The following is a 19,071-nucleotide window of genomic DNA, read 5'->3' on the forward strand; positions in this document are numbered from 1 at the left end:
TTGTAATGGATAAAAAAATGAACTTACATCCTGCTGATATTGCCGAAGTATTAGCTGAACTCGATAGAGAAGCATTATATGAACAATTCAATCAATATGATCTTGAATTGAGATTAGAAATATTTTCTTTTTTGGATATTGATATCCAATATCGTTTGGTTAGATCACTTTCCGAATCGCAGCTTTCTGAATTACTAAATAATCTGAAACCAGATACCAGAAATCAACTGTTTTCGGAATTGCCTGATGATTTGATTAAATATTTGATCAATTTATTGAATGAGCGTGAAAAACAATTGGCGCTCAAGCTGATTGGCTATAATGAAAATAGTATTGCGCGTTTGATGACGCCAATGTATGTGCAAGTACGACCTTATTTTACCGTTGAAGATGTCTTCAAACACATCAAATTGTTTGGTAAAAAAGCAGAAACATTAAACTTTATCTATGTCGTAGATGAAAATAATGTGTTGATTGATGATTTAAAGATTGGAGAATTGTTATTGGCAGATGCAACTACCAAAATATCAGAATTAATCGATTATAATTTTGTTGCGATAAAAGCGGCAACTCCGATGGAGGAGGCTTTTGAAATCTTTCAAAAATATGATCGAAGTGCTTTACCTATTATTACGGAAAATGCTGTTTTGGTTGGTATCGTTACTTTTGATGATGTCTTAGATCAAATTGAAGATCGGGATACGGAAGATATCCATCGTTTTGGGGGTATGGACGAATTGGATGTAGCATATACAAAGACTCCTTTATTGAAATTGGTTCAAAAAAGAGCGGGTTGGTTAGTGATACTCTTCTTGAGCGAAATGTTAACGGCCTCTGCGATGGCTTATTTTGATGGAGAAATTGAAAAGGCCGTTGTTTTAGCACTATTCGTTCCCCTGATTATTTCCAGTGGAGGGAACTCGGGCTCACAGGCAGCTTCTTTAATTATTCGTGCGATGGCTTTGGGAGAAATCAAGCTCAAAGATTGGTGGTACGTTGTGAAAAGAGAGATTTCTTCAGGTCTTATTTTAGGTGGAATTCTTGGAATTATCGGTTTCCTCAGGATTCTGATTTGGCAAGAACTAGGTATTTATGATTATGGGGTCTATTCGTTATACATTGCTTTAAGTGTTTCTTTTTCTCTTTTATTTATTGTGCTTTGGGGTACATTGTCCGGCTCCATTATTCCATTTGTTTTACGCAGATTTGGATTAGATCCAGCAACAGCTTCTGCACCATTTGTAGCTACTTTGGTCGATGTTTCGGGATTGATTATTTATTTTACTATCGCTGGTATATTCTTGGCTGGTAAATTATTGTAATAGTTATTTGTTTACGTCATTTAAAACTGATTCTGTATTTAGTTGTTATTTAAGTTAGTGGATAGATTGGTTATCCTAATGACTTAAATAAATTTAATATGGCAAAGATTGTTGCGGAGCAATTGGTTGAGATGCTTGCTGAAGCAGGTGTAAAACGTGTATATGCAGTTACGGGAGATAGTCTTAATTTTTTTAATGATGCCATCCGAAAAGATGGTCGAATCAAGTGGATTCATGTTCGTCATGAAGAGGTGGGGGCTTATGCAGCAGCAGCGGAAGCAGAACTAGATGGAATTTCCTGTTGCGCAGGAAGTTGCGGTCCGGGACATGTGCACCTTATTAATGGCATGTACGATGCGCATCGCTCTCATGTTCCGATGATTGTTATCGCATCTACGATCAATACAGCTGAAATGGGTATGAATTACTTTCAAGAAACAAATACCATCAAGCTTTTTGATGATTGTAGTTGTTATAACCAAATGATTACAACTACTGAACAGGCGCCTAAAATTATTCAAACAGCTATCCAACATGCTATTGGACAAAAGGGAGTGGCTGTTATTGGATTGCCAGGTGATGTGTCTGAAATGAAGGCTGTAGATTCTTCTGTTTCTACGCAATTATTTCATACAGATCCAGTGATCAGGCCTTCTGATCAAGAATTGGAGGCACTTGCAGCTGCAATTAATACAAGTAAGTGCATCACTGTTTTTTGCGGAATAGGGGCGACAGGTGCACATAAAGAGGTGGTACAGTTATCACAAAAGATATTAGCTCCTGTCGGATATTCTTTTAGAGCTAAGATGGGGATTCAGCATGATAATCCATACGAAATAGGAATGACAGGATTGCTGGGACAAGCTTCCGCTTATCAAAGCATGCATGAATCTGATTTGGTCTTATTGTTAGGCACGGATTTCCCTTACGACAGTTTTATGCCAACAGATAATAAAATCATTCAAATTGATATCCAGGTTGAGCGATTGGGAAGAAGGGCAAAATTGGAAATGGGTTTATGTGGTGATATTAAACATACGTTACAGGCTTTGCTTCCTCTGTTGGAAGAAAAGGAAGACAGCAGTTTTCTTGAATCTCAATTGAAAATCTATGAGAAAGTCAAGGAAAATATGAAAACCTATATGGAGGAACAAGGGGCAGAAGATACCATTCAGCCAGAATTCTTGGCACATACCATTAATGAACTTGCGACAGATAATGCCATATTTACAGTTGATACGGGTATGACTTGTGTCTGGGGAGCCCGTTTTATTTCGGGAACGGGTAAGAGACAGTTATTGGGTTCTTTCAATCATGGTTCTATGGCTAATGCAATGCCCATGGCAATAGGTGCTGCTTTATCTCATCCGGATCGTCAGGTTATTGCGATGTGTGGTGATGGCGGATTATCTATGTTATTAGGTGATTTGGCAACTATCCATCAGTATCAACTACCTGTTAAAATAATCGTTTTTAACAATAGAGCTTTGGGAATGGTGAAACTAGAAATGGAAGTTGCAGGATTGCCTGACAATGAAACCACTATGGTTAATCCAGATTTTGGTGCGATTGCTCAGGCGATGGGTTTTAAAGGAATTAATGTACACAAGCCAGAGGAGGTTCGAAATGCTGTTGAATTTGCGTTGTCTCATCCAGGACCAGTATTGTTAAATGTATTTACGAATCCGAATGCATTGGCGATGCCTCCAAAAGTAGATTTGGATCAAATGGTCGGTATGGCCAAGTCGATGTCAAAATTAATGTTAGGAGGGAAGATGCAAGAAGTGATCGATACCATCAAATCCAACTATAAGCACTTAAAGGAACTCTAGCTAAAATATAGGGTGATAGTAGTTTAAAGATTTTTATTGATAAAAATCTTTAAACTACTTTTACAGTTTTGTATTCTTCGCATATTTGTCCTTTGCTTTTTGCCATTGAAGAAATAAGTAGTGTTTGGGTCCACTTAATAGCTGAGCAGCATAGATGCCTTTTTTTCCTGAAAATAGATAGGCGACAAAACAGACGATAGCAAAATAAGGCCATGCTTCATATCCAAACAATTCTATACCCATCAGTAAACAAGCAAAAGGGGTGTTGGTTGCTCCAGAAAAAACTGCAATAAATCCCATTGCGGCTAATAACCCCATGGGTAATGGTATAAATCCGAACAAGGCATTTCCTAAGGTTGCTCCAATAAAGAAGAGAGGGGTTACTTCTCCTCCTTTAAAACCGGCTGATAGGGTAAAGGTGGTGAGTAAAAGTTTGATGATAAAGTCAGTAGAATTTAATGGAATTTTAAAAGATTCTAAAATTGTTGGTATGCCTAATCCGATATACTTGGTTGTACCTAAAGTCCATATAACAAATACTAAAACCAATCCTCCAATGAATGGACGAATGGGTGGATAGGGTATGGCTTTAAAAAGGGTGGTAAATAGATCACTGGATTTTGTAAATAAATAAGCTGTTAATCCGAAAACAATACCCGTTAAAGTTGCATAACCCATCATTTGAAGACTTATTACTGGAATAACATCTTGAATTTTATAATGCGTGTGTGCGACATGCCAAAAGGAACAAGCGTAATCTGCTATAAAAGCAGTCAACATACTCGGAATAAGACCTCGTAATCTATTTTTACCGCCAGTAATAACCTCTAGCCCGAATATAGCTCCAGCCCAAGGAGTGCCAAAAACAGAAGCAAACCCAGCACTAATACCGATGATGATTAAAATCCTTCTGTCTTGCTGATTTAATTTAAAAATTTTTGTGCACTGATCGGCAATAGTTCCTCCAATTTGCACAGCAGTTCCTTCTCTACCTGCTGATCCACCAAAAAGATGGGTAAGTAGCGTACTTAGCAATACAAGTGGCGCCATTTTTAATGGAATAGCTTGATTATTTTGGTAATATTCGCTTATTAACAGGTTGTTACCTTTATTGGACGATCCTCCGTAATAATAATAAAGTAAACCGATAAGTAATCCTGCGATTGGTAATCCTGCAATAATCCAAAGATGGGTCTCTCGATATTCGGTTACCCAAGATAAACTCGTCAAGAAGAAAGCGGAAATGGAACCAACTATTGATCCTACGAGTAGAGCTAACCCTATCCATTTTAAAGAATAAAGGATTAATCTGTTCCATAAGGTTTTTGAAAAAATGTGTTTTGCAAACATGTCTACTTTAATTATAGTATAAAATAATTATAACTATTGCACTTTGCAATAGTTAAAGTAGACGTCATCAGCTCGGTTAAGCGGTTTAGGGCAGACATCATTGCCTTATGATCTAAATTTAGATAAAACGAACGATTAATGCAAGCCATCCTGCTATCATTAAAAGTCCTCCCAAGGGAGTAATGGGACCTAAGAATTTTAAGTTTTTATTCCAGTACTGTGCAAAAGATAAAAAATAAATACTAACAGAAAATAATAACGTGCCTGCAGTGATGCTGTAGAATGCAAAACGTTCGCTATACACATCAAAATGTAAATTGAAACCAAGGATTAATAAAGTTAGTGCCGTATACATCTGATAACGGACGCCGACTTCAAATGAAGCCAATTTTTCTTCACTAATTAATTTTTTAAAAGCATGTGCACCAAAAGCACCCAACATAATAGCTGTTGAACCAAGAAGTGCTGCAGTGATGATAACTATATTATTCATTGTCGTTCTTTCAGTTAGGGTTTTATCATGTCGATATGTGGGATTCCATAATCTAAATACTCATCTGATGCTTGTTCAAATCCAAAACTTCCATAGAAGTTTTTCAAATGAGTTTGCGCGCCAATTTGGATCGGTGTTTTTCCGTGCTTTTCGTAAATCATGTTTATTGATTTTTGTACAAGTAGCTTTCCATAGCGATTACCTCTAAAAATTGGATTGGTTATCACACGTCCAATCGCAGGTTCTGGATAGGAAATTCCTGGAGGTACTAGTCTAGCATAAGCAATGATTTCCCCCTTGTTCTCTGTCCATAGGTGGGTAGAATATTGATCTTTATCATCCAGTTCAGGGTAGAAACACTGTTGTTCATTGACAAAAACATCAACTCGTAATTTGAGGATTTGATACAATTCTTCTACACTTAATTGGGAGAAGGATTTATGATTCCAGCGTAATTCCATATAAAAATATAGAGCTATATTGCTATAGCTCTTTTTGCAATAAGGTTGTGATCAATTATGCCAATAAACCTTTTACCACTTCTGATATGGTACGTCCATCAGCTTTTCCAGCCAACTGTTGATTGGCAGCACCCATTACTTTTCCCATGTCTTTTACTGAAGTTGCACCCGTTGAGCTGATGATATCCTTAATGATTTTTTCAACTTCTTCTTTACTTAATTGTTGTGGTAAATAGGCTTCAATAACCTGTTGTTCTTCGACTTCGATTGTATACAGATCTTCTCTATTTTGGTTCTTATAGATTTCTGCAGATTCTTTACGTTGTTTCACTAATTTTTGAAGCACTTTGATCTCCGTTTCTTCGTTCAAGTCTTCGGTATGTCCTTTTTCAGTTTTAGCTAATAAAATCGCTGCTTTGATGGCACGAAGGCCACGTAATTTATTTGCATCTTTTGCGATCATTGCCGCTTTGATATCTTGATTGATTTTCTCTTCTAAAGCCATATGCTATTCAATTTTATTATTTTCTATTTACAATCGTTCCTGTTGCTTGTGCGGTAGGCATAATGATTAAATCATTAATGTTAACATGTTTTGGTCTACTGATGACGAAAGATATTGTCTCTGCTATATCTTTTCCAGATAATGCCTGCAGTCCGTTGTATACATTTTTTGCGCGGTCTTTATCGCCTTTGAAACGTACCTCTGAAAATTCTGTTTCAACCATGCCCGGATTTATTCCCGTTACTTTTATTCCTTTTGCTAACAAGTCAATTCGCATGGCTTGATTTAGAGCATCTACGGCATGTTTACTTGCACAATAGACATTCCCATTTGGATACACTTCTTTTGCAGCAATGGAGCCCAAGTTGACAATATGGGCATCTTCTTGATTTTCTAAAAGTGGGATAACCGTTTTGGTAACATACAATAGTCCTTTGACATTCGTATCAATCATTCGATCCCAGTCACCAATATCGCCATCCTGAATAGGATCCAATCCTTGGCTTAAGCCTGCATTATTAATCAACACATTGATATTTTTCCATGCTGAAGGGAGATTCTCAATTTTGGATTTCACTTCATCATAATTGCGAACGTCTAGTTCGAAGATGTAGATATTGATCTCTGGATATTGTTTTGTTAGCCTATCTTTGATTTCTTCTAATCGCTGGAAACGACGTGCACACAGTAAAAGGTTATATCCTTCGCTGGCTAAGACCTCAGCACAAGCTTCTCCAATGCCTGAACTTGCCCCTGTGATGAATACTGTCTTTGACATATTTTTTAGTTAAAAAATGATTGTAATATTTCTATTTTGTCGCAATATAAATGGTACAAACTCCAAAAGTCTGAGGACGGATAATTGTGTTTGAAAACCCAACAGATTTAGTGATTTCTGCAAATTTTTCACCATCAGGAAATCTCGCAACAGATTCTGGCAGATAAGAATAAGCACTTGAATCTTTTGAGAATATTTTTCCGATGGTCGGCGTAATTCTTTTAAAATAAAAATTATACAATTGTTTTATCGGGAATTTTTTAGGGTTTGAAAATTCCAGAATAACAGCCTTTCCTCCGGGTTTTAGTACACGACAGATATCGGCTAAGCCTTTGTCTAGATTTTCAAAATTACGAACGCCAAAAGCTACCGTCACAGCATCAAAGGTATTGTCCTCAAATTGTAAATGTTCTGAATCTCCCAGTTGTACTTCGAACTGATGCTGTAGTCCTTTTTGTTCAATTTTTTGTTTTGCAACATCTAACATACCTTGGGAAATATCAACGCCTATTATTTTCTTGGGATTCAATATTTTAATGGATTCTAGGGCAAAATCTCCAGTTCCTGTAGCCACATCCAACATGTGCTGAGGAGCGATCGTTTTTAAAGCATTAATTGCTTTCTTACGCCAAATTATATCGATACCTAAGGACAGAAAATGATTTAAAAAATCATACGTTTTGGAAATGTTATTAAACATATCTGCAACTTGTTGTTTTTTACCGTCTTTCGCGTCTTTGTATGGTTTTAATGAGGATGCTTCATTTGTCATAGTAGCAAAGATACAATATTCTCGTTGAGCTTTAATGGATAGAAAAGGAAAAAATGAAATCGGAAAATTTCCGTATAAAATAAATATGTCGAGAAACAGGATAGACTTCTTTTTTATATTTTTAAAGATAGCATTAGGGTAATAGCCTAATAAATTTCTTAACTTTGTTAACAATAACTAAAGTTATTAACAGGTTTGTAACTTGTTGATATTTAGGTGTGATAATTATTTATAAACATTTTTTCCACATATGTTGTGGAAAAGACAGGTGGTAAAATGATGTTTATCAAAAGTTTTTAGGATGATTGTTTTCACAACTAATTTAGCTGTGTACAACTCTTGAAAAATGTCTACTGTATTTTTTATACATTTGCTATCCGCTAACACTTTTTAGCGTATATGCACAAGTTTCGATATCACATTATAAGATGAGCAACGATAATAATTTTGAAGAGAATAATGCTGGAACTGGTAAAAAGACCAACTTCGGAGAGCGTAGAACAAAGCTGAATAATCTGGTTAGTGGTCTTGGTAAATTGCCTCCTCAAGCGCTGGATTTGGAAGAGGCAGTTTTAGGTGCTTTGATGTTAGAGAAAAATGCATTAAGTGAAGTCATAGATATCCTAAAACCAGAGTCTTTTTACAAAGATGCCCATCAGAAAATTTTCGAGGCTATTTTTAGTTTATTCCAAAAAACTTCACCAATAGATCTATTAACGGTAACTGCAGAGCTTCGAAAAATGGGAGCTTTGGAAATGATTGGTGGTGCTTATTATATTACGCAATTAACAGATCGGGTTGTTTCTGCGGCCAACATTGAATTTCATGCGCGTATCATCTCTCAAAAATATATTCAACGTGAGTTGATAAAAGTATCAACAGAGATTATCAATAGTGCTTACGATGAAACTTCGGATATTTTTGACTTATTAGATCATGCTGAAAAAAGCTTATTTGATATTGCTCAAAATAATTTAAGGAGAGATTCTCGAAAAATGGATGATATCATGCGTGAGGCAATATCAAATCTGGAGTTGTTGCGTGATCGAACTGATGGTTTGACAGGTGTTCCTTCAGGTTTAACAGCTCTGGATCGGATGACTTCTGGTTGGCAACCATCCGATTTAGTCATCATTGCTGCTCGTCCGGCTATGGGAAAAACAGCTTTCGTGTTATCTGTAGCACGTAATGCTGCGGTAGATCACCATAAACCCGTAGCTGTTTTTTCTCTAGAGATGTCATCTGTACAATTGGTGAATCGTTTGATTGCTGGTGAAACAGAAATTGAACAAGAAAAACTAAAAAAGGGAAATTTAGCGGATCACGAATGGCAACAATTGCATTCTAGGATTGGTCGTTTGACAGAGGCTCCGTTGATCATTGACGATACTCCTGCGTTAAACGTTTTTGAATTTAGAGCTAAATGTCGCCGTTTAAAAGCGCAACATGATATCCAAATGGTTATTGTCGATTATTTGCAATTGATGCATGGTAAGGCAGATGGCAAAGGAGGGGGGAACCGTGAGCAAGAGATTGGTAGTATTTCAAGGGCGTTGAAATCTGTAGCAAAAGAATTGAATGTTCCTGTATTGGCCTTATCACAGTTAAGTCGTGCTGTGGAATCTCGTCCAGGAAATTCAAAACGACCAATGCTTTCTGATTTACGTGAATCTGGATCTATTGAGCAGGATGCGGATATGGTATTGTTCTTATATCGTCCAGAATATTATGGTATGACTGAAGATGAAGAAGGAAGATCTACTGCTGGAGTTGGGGAAGTTATTATTGCAAAACATCGTAATGGTGAAACTGGTATTGTACCACTTCGTTTCATTGGTAAATATGTGAAGTTTGTGGATCTAGAGGATGAATTTTCCGGAATGGGAAGTGCTGATACATTTAATAGTGATCCAGGTCCATTTAATTCTTCTGCCATGAGCCCATCTTCGATGTTCAGTACGGGAGAACCGGGCGGTGGTATGGCTGGAGGGATCACGATGCCTTCTCGAATGAATGATATGCCTGATGATGCACCATTTTAATCTGCTTATTATAAGCTTGATATGTAGTTCTAATGATATAACAAAAAAGCACTGTTTTGTAACAGTGCTTTTTTGATCGCTTATCTTTTTATTTCATATTGACTATTTTGTCGACAACATAAACGGTGTTACCTCTCCAAGGTAACACACCATGATACTCTTTATAATGTAAGTCAAAATATTTACCACTATTGGTTTCTAATTGTTTGAAGATGATGTCATCTTCAATTGAGAATTCAAATTGATTGCTCGCAACACCTCCATTTTTTATTTGTCCGAAACCTTCTTGAATTAGTTTTCCTTCATATGTTTTAAAAATATTGCCTTTTTTAACAGCAAAATTCAAATAACCTGATTTAACACCTTCACCGAAAACAAAGAAATATTTATAATAGGTAGCACCCGCTCCGATAGCTATAATGAGCAAAATGATAATGATTAGAAATTTTTTGAAACCACTGGATTTCTTTTTTGTATCTACAGAATTAGTCATAATACATTTATTTTTAATGTAAATATATCAGTTTTATTGAATGAAATTATGTTTTTAATAAAAATGAGCACGTTGTTTTTGTTTAAAAGTAGCGATTTGGCTAAAAAAAATGATTCAAAATCTCTGTATAATATTCTATAAATTTGTTTTTGAAAGCAATCAAGATGGACACAACAATAAATAAAAAGCGAAAAATTATACATCTGGACATGGATGCATTTTTTGCTTCTGTTGATCAACGTGATTTTGAAGAATTAAGGGGTAAGCCTATTGCTGTCGGTGGAACACCTGATGGACGAGGTGTTGTGGCTGCAGCAAGTTATGAAGCTCGAAAATATGGTGTTAAATCCGCCATGTCCTCTATTCAGGCGATCAAGTTATGTCCAAATTTAATTTTCACAAAACCTAGGTTCGATGTATACAAAGAGGTGTCTGATCATATTCGTGAAATTTTTAGTCGCTACACCGATTTAATAGAACCGTTGTCGTTGGATGAAGCTTTTCTAGATGTTTCGGAGGATAAGCAACGTATTGGATCTGCATTGGAAATTGCTAAAAGAATTAAATCTGAAATTAAAGAGGAACTAAATTTGACTGTATCAGCAGGTGTATCTGTCAATAAGTTTGTCGCAAAAATAGCCTCTGATATGAATAAACCTGATGGGTTGACATTTGTTGGTCCTTCAAAAATTTTGAAATTCATGGAAGAACTTCCTGTTGAAAGGTTTTTTGGAGTGGGTAAAGTAACCGCCAATAAAATGCGATCTTTGGGCATCTTTAAAGGATTAGATTTAAAGAAGCAATCTAAAGAAGATTTAGTTCGATGGTTTGGTAAGTCTGGAGAGTTTTTTTATCAAATTGTTCGTGGAGTTGATAATCGAGCAGTTCTCCCAAATCGGATTCGAAAATCAATTGGTATTGAAGATACTTTTTCTGAAGATATTGGACAAATTGAAGAGTTGCAATCTATTTTAAAAGATCTAAGTATAAAATTATATAATCGACTTGAAAAAGGAAATAAGAAGGGGAGGACATTAACCTTAAAGGTAAAATATGCAGATTTTTCTGTTCTGACAAGAAGTTCTTCTCTTTTACATTATCTAGAAGATCAGGAAGAGATCTATCAAATAGCAAATTCATTATTGTCTAAATTGGAACTTGATAAAAAAGTACGATTAATGGGGATCTCCATTTCAAACTTTCAAGAGGACAAGGAAGAAAGATTCGAGGGGTATCAGTTATCGCTTTTTAAAGAGTTCTGATTTGACCTAATTCAATAAGCTTGTTACAAGCTAAATTTCTTATAAATAAGGCCAATTTCCTATATTCGTACACAAACTTAAATAATCTTGATATTTAAATGAATAAATTAATAACAGCACTTAGTCTGACGGCTTTTATTCTGGTTTCAGAATCCCCCATTCAAGCACAACAAAAACGATTGGATTTTGATCAATCCTGGGGAAATAAAAATTCATTAACACAAAGCATCAACAGCTATCAGGGCTGGGCAAATAATACCGCTTATTTAGAACTGGATGCGAAAGATAATAAGACTTACCAAGTCGATGTAAAAACCGGTAAGCGTGAATTGTATGTAGCTCCAGCTAAATCTTCGATTAAAGTATATGTTTCAAAGAATGATATATTTATTCAGGATGGTAATCAGGCAGAGAAACAATTAACCAACTCACCTGATGTGGCAGAACAAAATCCAACACTTTCGCCCGATGGTAAATTCGTTGCATTTACGCGAAAAAGTGATTTATATGCTGTTGATTTAGGATCAGGAAAAGAAATTAGGTATACAAACGATGGAACTGATGTGATCTATAATGGTTGGTCTTCTTGGGTATACTACGAAGAAATTTTAGGTAGAGTTACAAATTATAAAGCTTTTTGGTGGTCTCCGGATAGTAAGAAATTGGCTTTTATGCGTTTTGATGATACTAAGGTACCTATGTTCCCAATTTATGTATCCAAAGGACAACATGGTTATCTGGAAGAAACGCGCTATCCTAAAGCTGGAGATCCAAATCCTGAAGTGAAGGTAGGATTTGTGAATACAACTGGTGGTCAAGTTACGTGGTCAGATTTTAATGAAAAGGATGATCAATATTTTGGTCAGCCTTATTGGAGTTTTGATAGTAAAAATATTATGGTGCAATGGATGAATCGTGATCAGAATAATTTAAAATTTTATCAGGTGGATCCAAATTCCGGTTCGAAGAAGGAAATTTATGATGAGAAACAAGATTCTTGGATCAACTTGGATCATGATGAACGGATTACTTATTTGGCCGATAATAAACATTACATATTGAAGTCTGATAAGACGGGATGGGCACACTATTATCTGTATACATTAGATGGGAAACTGTTAAACCCGATTACTTCTGGGGCTTGGCAAGTGACTTCTTTGGAATATATTGATGAGCAGGCAAAGGTGGTTTATTTCATGGCTCGTAAAGAAAATTCGACTCGATATGACTTGTACCGTGTTGATTTTTCGGGGAAGAATATGAAAAGATTAACTTTTGGAGATTATTCTCATGATGTAAAAGTCTCTCCTAATGGTCAATATTTTATTACCAATTATTCCAATGTAAGCACGCCAAATAAAATCGCATTAGTGGATAATAAGGGTAAAGTTTTAAAAGAGTTAGCGGATAGTAAATCAGCTGATTTTAATGACTATAAGTTTGGTAAAACCACCTATTTTACTATTAAATCTGATGATGGTAAATATGATTTGCCAATTATTGTCACTTATCCAACTGATTTTGATGAGACAAAAGAATATCCAGTTATTTTCAGTATTTATGGAGGTCCTGATGCGGGTACTGTAAAGGATACTTGGAAAGGTACAAGAAGTCAATATTGGGCGAATGAAGGGATTATCCAAGTAACTGCTGATCATCGTGCTTCAGGGCAATTTGGTAAAGAAGGGGTAGCAAATATGCATCGCAATTTAGGTCATTGGGAAATCATTGATTATTCCACCATTGCTAAATGGTTCAAAGCAAAATCTTGGGTAGCGAAACATAAGTTTCTAATTACAGGGCATAGCTATGGTGGTTATATGACTTGTTTGGCTATGACGAAAGCGGCAGATGTATTTGATTTTGGTATTGCAGGTGCTCCTGTAACTTCATGGGATTTGTATGATAGCCATTATACAGAGCGTTGGATGGATACTCCTAAAGATAATCCGGAAGGATATAAGAATGGCTCAGTACTGACGTATGCCAACAACTATAAAGGTGTGTTAAGAATTATGCATGGCGATATGGATGATAATGTACATTTGCAAAATACTATACAATTGGTAGATTCGTTGACGAATCGTGCAGTTCCTTTTGAGTTAATGATTTATCCAGGTAGTAGACATGGATTTGAAAGATCCAAAAGTGCATATGACTTTAAAGAACGTGTGCGTTTTTATTATCAGTATTTGTTAGAAAAACCCGTTCCTAAGGAATTGAAATAATCCAACATAAATATAAAAAAGTCTTCTCAATGATTATTTGAGAAGGCTTTTTTATATTGTCGTCTTTTGTCTGTAAAAAAGTAGAAATATTGGGTGCATAAATTGTTGATAACCAAAAAATATATCATCTTTGTACAATCTATTTTTTATTTCAATGATTCAGTTTCTCAAGGAGAGCACTTTTGCTGTTAATGATGTTTTAAGTAAGTCAATAAATATCTTAAAAGGTCACTATTTTTCGATTGGAGGTTTATTATTGTCGATTTTTTTGCTGTTTGTAATCGCACATGAATTGACTTTTTATTTGGAAATGTCCAGCTTTCTCGTTAAAATTCCTTTAATGTTACTTTTTGCCATTAGTTTGCTTGGATTACAGCTCTTCTTGTTTAAATATATTTTGAATTTATTAGATCATAAAGAACATGTAGGATTTGTTCAAACTTGGCCTTCTTGGACAGAATTGGCTTCTTTTTTAGGAGGAATAGTGTTATTCACTTTAGCTTCTATATTGATTCTTGTTTTTTCAATGATTGTTTGCTTTCCACTTATTTATATGGGTATCGATACAGAAGTAGTATCATTTGAGATCGTACCAAATGTAGGAGCGGTTTTGTCATTCTTTATTTTACTTCGAATCTCATTTTTCCCGTTTTTTATTATTGATAAGGGTACGAATGTAACTAAATCCTTGCGTTGGAGCCTGGCAATTACAAAAGGAAATGTCATACGTTTATTTTTAATTTTGCTGAGTCTGGCGTTTGTGAGTGTCTTGAATATTTATTGGGTTTATATGGATTATTCCATTATGGCGATTATATTTAGCTTAATAAATTCGTTCTTGATCATTCCTTTAACCTCTGTCGTTTATACAGTTGCTTATCGAGATATGGTGCAAGAATACAAAGGGAGTGAAGATCCCGAAATTTTAAGTAATATTTTTTAATAAAGAATTTTGATTTTGAACATAAAGGGAATTGCTGTTTTAGGTTCGACGGGTAGTATTGGTACACAAACCTTAGATGTGGTTAGAGCTTTTCCTGATCGTTTTAAGGTTGTTGTATTGACTTGTGGTTCAAATGCGGAACTGTTAGTCGCACAGGCCTTAGAATTCTCTCCTAAAGCAGTTGTGATTACCGATACTGCGCAATCTGATTTTGTAAAGTCTAAATTACATCATACCTCAATTTCGGTTTATAGTGGTATGGACGCGTTGGAAGAGGTGGTGCAATTTGAAGAGATTGCCATGGTTTTAAATGCCATAGTCGGAGCTGCTGGATTACGCCCAACTGTAAAAGCTATTGCCTCTGGGAAAGATATTGCTCTTGCTAATAAAGAGACTTTGGTTGTTGCTGGAGAATTGGTGATGGATTTGGCGAGAAAATATCAGGTGAAGATGTTACCTGTTGATTCGGAGCATTCGGCTATCTTTCAATGCCTGGCAGGGGAAGAGACAAATCCGATTGAAAAAATATATATAACGGCTTCAGGAGGTCCTTTTCGAGGAATGAATCGTTCTTTATTAGCAACAGTTAAAAAAGAGCATGCCTTAAAACATCCGAACTGGGTAATGGGAGCAAAGATTACAATCGATTCTGCTTCTTTAATGAATAAAGGTTTAGAGGTTATTGAAGCAAAATGGTTATTTGATTTAGAGGTTGATCAAGTTGATGTTATTGTGCATCCCCAATCGATTGTACATTCACTTGTCCAATTTCAAGATGGATCAATGAAAGCACAATTGGGATTACCCGATATGAAATTACCCATACAATATGCACTGACTTATCCAAATCGTTTACAAAATAGTTTTGAGCGTTTCAATTTCTTGGATTACCCACAATTGACATTTGAAAAGCCAGATTTGGAAACTTTCAAAAATCTGGCTTTAGCCTATGATTCTTTGCGAAAAAAAGGTAACTGTGCATGTGTTTTAAATGCTGCTAATGAGATTGTTGTTGATTCTTTCTTGAAGGATAAGATTAGCTTTTTAGGTATGAGTGATGTGATCGAAGAGGTATTAGCAAAAGTAAATTATCTTGCAAGACCAAGTCTAGATGATTATATTGAGACCGATTATATGGCAAGGAGGATTGCAAAAGAAATAATCAATTAAGTAAAATTATAGAAGAAGATACATGGGTGTTTTAATTATGGTCGGACAAGTGATTTTAGGCTTGTCAATTTTAATTGTGTTACATGAGCTGGGACACTTTTTAGCGGCACGAGCTTTTGGAATCAAAGTAGAAAAGTTTTATTTATTTTTTGATGCTTGGGGTGTAAAGTTATTTAAGTTCAATTATAAAGGATGTGAGTATGGTATTGGTTGGTTGCCATTAGGTGGCTATGTTAAAATTGCAGGTATGATTGATGAGTCAATGGATACCGAGCAATTGAAAGGCGAACCTCAAGAATGGGAATTCCGTTCAAAACCAGCTTGGCAACGTTTGATCGTGATGCTTGGTGGTATCATTGTTAACGTGATCGTGGGAGTGGTTGTCTTTTGGATGTTACTATTCAAAATGGGAACTACAGATATTAAAATCGATCAGTTGGTAAATGGAATCGTTCCTGGTGAAATAGGTAAATCTATAGGTCTACAAACAGGTGACCGAATTTTAGCTATAGATGGGACAAAAATCGAGAATTATTCAGATTTAATCAGTTCGAAATTGTTAATGGGTGGTGTTGATTTAACTGTTAACCGTGCGGGTGCAGAGACTAAAATTCATGTTCCTGCTGATATCCTGAATACCATTGCTGATAAAAAAGATGAAAAGTTTATCGAACCTCGTATGCGGATGACTGGTCTTGCTGCAACTCAGCCAGGATCTGAGGCCGTGAAGATGGGGCTTGTTAAAGGAGATAGTATTATTGCTGTTGATAATATGCCGATAAGCTTCTTTGATCAATTAAAGGATCAATTAAAAACGAAGGTTGGTAAGACTGTCGAATTAAAACTTATTCGCAATGGACAAGAGCAAACGCTGAAAGGTACAGTTCCAGCTGATGCTATCTTAGGTTTTAACGTTAATCCAGATTATTCTATTAAAACCTTTACCGTGCAATACGGACTGTTGGAATCTTTACCTTTGGGTGCGAAGAGAGCTTTTACTGTAATTACGGACAATGCAAAAGGTTTTGGTAAAATTTTCAAAGGAGAAATACGGGCAGATAAAGCGCTTTCAGGACCAGTAGGTATTGCGCAATTATTTGGAACTGAAGTTGACTGGGTAAGATTTTGGTCATTAGTAGGGATGTTGTCAATGGCTTTGGCATTTATGAATTTATTGCCTATTCCAGCATTAGACGGTGGTCACGTTGTTTTCTTATTGATTGAGATGATTCAAGGAAAACCATTAAGTGAGAAATTTTTGGAGAAAGCACAAATGGTTGGCTTCTTCATTCTGCTTGCTTTGATGGTCTTTATTTTTGGGAATGATATTTTTAAATTATTTAAATAATATAAAATAAAAGATATTGGATAAGGTCTTGCAGAATTTGTAAGACCTTGTTTATTTTTAGATATTTGTGTTATGGATGGAAAAACAAGAGCAGCTATTAAACCAGGGATGTTGGTTCATATTATTCTGAAGAAAGATCAACGTTCAGGTGAACTTACAGAGGGTATCGTAAAGGATTTATTAACCTCCGCTGCTTATCATCACAGAGGAATAAAAGTTCGCTTGATGGACGGGCAAATAGGTCGCGTAGCAGAGATTATTGAGGATGACTTTTAACGGGTAGCCTTAATTACATAAAAAAGCTCTTATTTCTAAAAATAAGAGCTTTTTTATGTAATTATTTTTTAGCCTTCGCTTTTGGCTTTTCTGTTTTTGGAGGTTTTTCTTTCGCAACCCGAGCTGGTTTCGCAGCAATTTCTACCTTTGGTTTTTCTTGTGGACGCCTGTTACCATAAGATCCATTTGCAATTTTTCCTTTTTTACTTTTGATATCGCCTTTTCCCATATTGAAAGATATAAAATTTAGTGATAAAATATTTTATTCGACTTTTTTACCGCCGAATATTCTAATTTAAAAAAATTAAAATTAAATTTCAAGTCGAATATTATAGTGTAGGAAATATTTTTTTCTGTATGTCGATCTTAAAATTACTTTTTAAAGTATTAAAAAAGGTCTCATTATTGGGAAGATTTTCCCATATCAAATACGGTATTTCAATGATTTCGTCTTTAGTTTTCAATCTAAAATAACCAAATAATAGTCCTTTCGTATGTTGTATAGATTCAACTTGTTGAACCATTCTTACATCTTTTAAGATATTAAATCGATAGGGTTCTTTTGTGAGAGATTCAACGATAACCTCATTATTTTGTTGATTGTACCAAATCACTTGATTTTTTGTCCTTTTTAAATGATTGGTAAATAGAAATAGATAGCCAATCATATAAATAGCTATAGGGAGTAGAAATAGTAATATTTTAACTTTGACAATTAGCGCCAACATAATAATCAGCAGAACAAATCCTATTCCAGCATTTTTCAGTACTTTTTGAGAAGTATCTGCAATGATGACCTTTGTCGTATCTATTTTTTGATAACCATTTTTTACAATAATAGCTGGACTATTGCTTTCTGTAAATGTTGCTTTTAGTTTTTTACTGATGAAGTATAATAAAAAAAGAAGCAGTCCAGCTATTAAAATAATTTTGGTCATGATAGCTTATTTACTAATATTGTTCGTCATCATTTGGATAGCTTATAGCTTTCACATCAGCTACATATTGTCCAACTGCATCCGTTATTCCTTGATACAAGTTGGCATACTGTCTTAAGAATTTTGGTTTAAACCCCTTTGTCATTCCTAACATATCATTTACCACAAGCACTTGTCCATCACAATCGTGACCTGCTCCAATACCAATGATTGGGATGTGTAAAGAGGCAGTTACTTCTGCTGTTAGTGTCGCTGGAATTTTTTCCAATACAATTGCAAAACATCCTGCTTCTTGAAGAGCTAAGGCATCTGCTTTTAGTTTTTCGGCTTCCGTCTCTTCTTTTGCGCGTACGCCAAAACTACCAAATTTGTTAATGGCTTGTGGGGTTAATCCCAGATGACCACAAACGGGAATACCTGCATTTATAATTTTTTTGATGTTATCTATAATTTCGAGTCCACCTTCCAATTTCAATGCATGTGCTCCAGATTCTTTCATGACACGTACTGCAGATTGGTATGCTTGGTCAACACTGCCTTGGTATTCACCAAATGGAAGATCTACTAAAACCATAGCTCTATTTGTACCTCGGACAACAGATGCAGCATGATAAATCATTTGGTCCAATGTGATAGGTAATGTGGTTTCATAACCTGCAAATACATTGGCAGCAGAATCTCCGACTAAAATAATGTCGATTCCACCTTCGTCAAGTGCTTTTGCCATTGTGAAATCATAACCCGTTAACATCGCTATTTTTTCTTGACGATGTTTCATCTCCTGTACTTGTACTGTTGTGATACGTTTTATTTCTTTGTTTACAGACATTACTGATTTATTTAATTAGTCAAAATTAG

The 19,071-nt window shown here is 35.4% G+C and carries 19 protein-coding genes and 1 riboswitch; of the genes, 9 read left to right on the forward strand and 10 right to left on the reverse strand.

The window, feature by feature from the left end; translation table 11 throughout:
• Positions 1–17: 17 nt before the first annotated feature.
• On the forward strand, positions 18–1,322 hold the full coding sequence (gene mgtE, locus LZQ00_RS05205; RefSeq protein WP_234512530.1) for a magnesium transporter: 1,305 nt from the start codon (positions 18–20) through the stop codon (positions 1,320–1,322).
• Positions 1,323–1,420: 98 nt separating this feature from the next.
• Positions 1,421–3,154 (forward strand): thiamine pyrophosphate-dependent enzyme, encoded by a 1,734-nt coding sequence (locus LZQ00_RS05210; protein ID WP_234512531.1) that lies wholly within the window; start codon positions 1,421–1,423, stop codon positions 3,152–3,154.
• 60 nt (positions 3,155–3,214) lie between these two features.
• Here LZQ00_RS05210 and LZQ00_RS05215 read toward each other — a convergent pair whose 3' ends face one another.
• The 6 genes from LZQ00_RS05215 to ubiE form a co-directional block, all read right to left on the reverse strand.
• On the reverse strand, positions 3,215–4,504 hold the full coding sequence (locus LZQ00_RS05215) for a chloride channel protein (protein WP_234512533.1): 1,290 nt from the start codon (positions 4,502–4,504) through the stop codon (positions 3,215–3,217).
• Positions 4,505–4,555: 51 nt separating this feature from the next.
• Positions 4,556–4,618, reverse strand: a riboswitch (Fluoride riboswitch).
• 4 nt (positions 4,619–4,622) lie between these two features.
• Positions 4,623–4,997 (reverse strand): DUF423 domain-containing protein, encoded by a 375-nt coding sequence (locus tag LZQ00_RS05220; RefSeq protein WP_234512535.1) that lies wholly within the window; start codon positions 4,995–4,997, stop codon positions 4,623–4,625.
• Between the two features lie 14 nt (positions 4,998–5,011).
• Positions 5,012–5,458: a GNAT family N-acetyltransferase gene (locus tag LZQ00_RS05225; RefSeq protein ID WP_234512537.1), complete on the reverse strand. Its 447-nt coding sequence runs from the start codon at positions 5,456–5,458 to the stop codon at positions 5,012–5,014.
• Between the two features lie 55 nt (positions 5,459–5,513).
• A complete protein-coding gene (locus LZQ00_RS05230) occupies positions 5,514–5,963 on the reverse strand; it encodes a GatB/YqeY domain-containing protein (RefSeq protein ID WP_234512539.1) in 450 nt (149 codons plus the stop codon).
• A 16-nt stretch (positions 5,964–5,979) separates the two neighbouring features.
• Positions 5,980–6,741 carry an SDR family NAD(P)-dependent oxidoreductase gene (locus tag LZQ00_RS05235; protein WP_234512540.1) on the reverse strand — a complete coding sequence of 254 codons (762 nt, stop codon included), beginning with the start codon at positions 6,739–6,741 and terminating at the stop codon, positions 5,980–5,982.
• Between the two features lie 31 nt (positions 6,742–6,772).
• The gene (gene ubiE / locus LZQ00_RS05240; protein WP_234512542.1) at positions 6,773–7,513 is read right to left on the reverse strand and encodes a bifunctional demethylmenaquinone methyltransferase/2-methoxy-6-polyprenyl-1,4-benzoquinol methylase UbiE; all 741 of its coding nucleotides are present in this window, start codon (positions 7,511–7,513) and stop codon (positions 6,773–6,775) included.
• A gap of 428 nt (positions 7,514–7,941) precedes the next feature.
• Between ubiE and dnaB the strand changes: the two genes are divergently transcribed.
• Positions 7,942–9,555 carry a replicative DNA helicase gene (gene dnaB / locus LZQ00_RS05245; RefSeq protein ID WP_234512544.1) on the forward strand — a complete coding sequence of 538 codons (1,614 nt, stop codon included), beginning with the start codon at positions 7,942–7,944 and terminating at the stop codon, positions 9,553–9,555.
• Positions 9,556–9,643: 88 nt separating this feature from the next.
• On the opposite strand, the gene LZQ00_RS05250 is transcribed toward dnaB, so the two are convergent.
• Positions 9,644–10,048, reverse strand: a complete 405-nt coding sequence (locus tag LZQ00_RS05250; protein WP_234512546.1) for a hypothetical protein — start codon at positions 10,046–10,048, stop codon at positions 9,644–9,646.
• Positions 10,049–10,212: 164 nt separating this feature from the next.
• Between LZQ00_RS05250 and dinB the strand changes: the two genes are divergently transcribed.
• From dinB to LZQ00_RS05280, 6 genes are all read left to right on the forward strand, one after another.
• Positions 10,213–11,310 carry a DNA polymerase IV gene (dinB, locus tag LZQ00_RS05255; protein ID WP_234512548.1) on the forward strand — a complete coding sequence of 366 codons (1,098 nt, stop codon included), beginning with the start codon at positions 10,213–10,215 and terminating at the stop codon, positions 11,308–11,310.
• Between the two features lie 98 nt (positions 11,311–11,408).
• Positions 11,409–13,538 (forward strand): S9 family peptidase, encoded by a 2,130-nt coding sequence (locus LZQ00_RS05260; protein WP_234512550.1) that lies wholly within the window; start codon positions 11,409–11,411, stop codon positions 13,536–13,538.
• Between the two features lie 154 nt (positions 13,539–13,692).
• A complete protein-coding gene (locus LZQ00_RS05265; RefSeq protein ID WP_234512552.1) occupies positions 13,693–14,481 on the forward strand; it encodes a beta-carotene 15,15'-monooxygenase in 789 nt (262 codons plus the stop codon).
• Positions 14,482–14,496: 15 nt separating this feature from the next.
• The gene (locus LZQ00_RS05270) at positions 14,497–15,651 is read left to right on the forward strand and encodes a 1-deoxy-D-xylulose-5-phosphate reductoisomerase (protein ID WP_234512554.1); all 1,155 of its coding nucleotides are present in this window, start codon (positions 14,497–14,499) and stop codon (positions 15,649–15,651) included.
• Positions 15,652–15,673: 22 nt separating this feature from the next.
• The gene (gene rseP, locus LZQ00_RS05275; protein WP_234512556.1) at positions 15,674–16,999 is read left to right on the forward strand and encodes an RIP metalloprotease RseP; all 1,326 of its coding nucleotides are present in this window, start codon (positions 15,674–15,676) and stop codon (positions 16,997–16,999) included.
• Between the two features lie 72 nt (positions 17,000–17,071).
• Positions 17,072–17,275: a YwbE family protein gene (locus LZQ00_RS05280; RefSeq protein ID WP_234512558.1), complete on the forward strand. Its 204-nt coding sequence runs from the start codon at positions 17,072–17,074 to the stop codon at positions 17,273–17,275.
• A gap of 61 nt (positions 17,276–17,336) precedes the next feature.
• On the opposite strand, the gene LZQ00_RS05285 is transcribed toward LZQ00_RS05280, so the two are convergent.
• The 3 genes from LZQ00_RS05285 to panB all read right to left on the reverse strand — a co-directional run bounded on the left by LZQ00_RS05285 (position 17,337) and on the right by panB (position 19,042).
• A complete protein-coding gene (locus LZQ00_RS05285) occupies positions 17,337–17,504 on the reverse strand; it encodes a 30S ribosomal protein THX (RefSeq protein ID WP_234512560.1) in 168 nt (55 codons plus the stop codon).
• Positions 17,505–17,604: 100 nt separating this feature from the next.
• Positions 17,605–18,213 carry a hypothetical protein gene (locus tag LZQ00_RS05290; RefSeq protein WP_234512562.1) on the reverse strand — a complete coding sequence of 203 codons (609 nt, stop codon included), beginning with the start codon at positions 18,211–18,213 and terminating at the stop codon, positions 17,605–17,607.
• A gap of 13 nt (positions 18,214–18,226) precedes the next feature.
• Positions 18,227–19,042 (reverse strand): 3-methyl-2-oxobutanoate hydroxymethyltransferase, encoded by an 816-nt coding sequence (gene panB, locus LZQ00_RS05295; RefSeq protein ID WP_234512563.1) that lies wholly within the window; start codon positions 19,040–19,042, stop codon positions 18,227–18,229.
• Between the last annotated feature and the right edge of the window lie 29 nt (positions 19,043–19,071).

The sequence above is a fragment of the Sphingobacterium sp. SRCM116780 genome, from assembly GCF_021442025.1.
Lineage (GTDB): Bacteria > Bacteroidota > Bacteroidia > Sphingobacteriales > Sphingobacteriaceae > Sphingobacterium.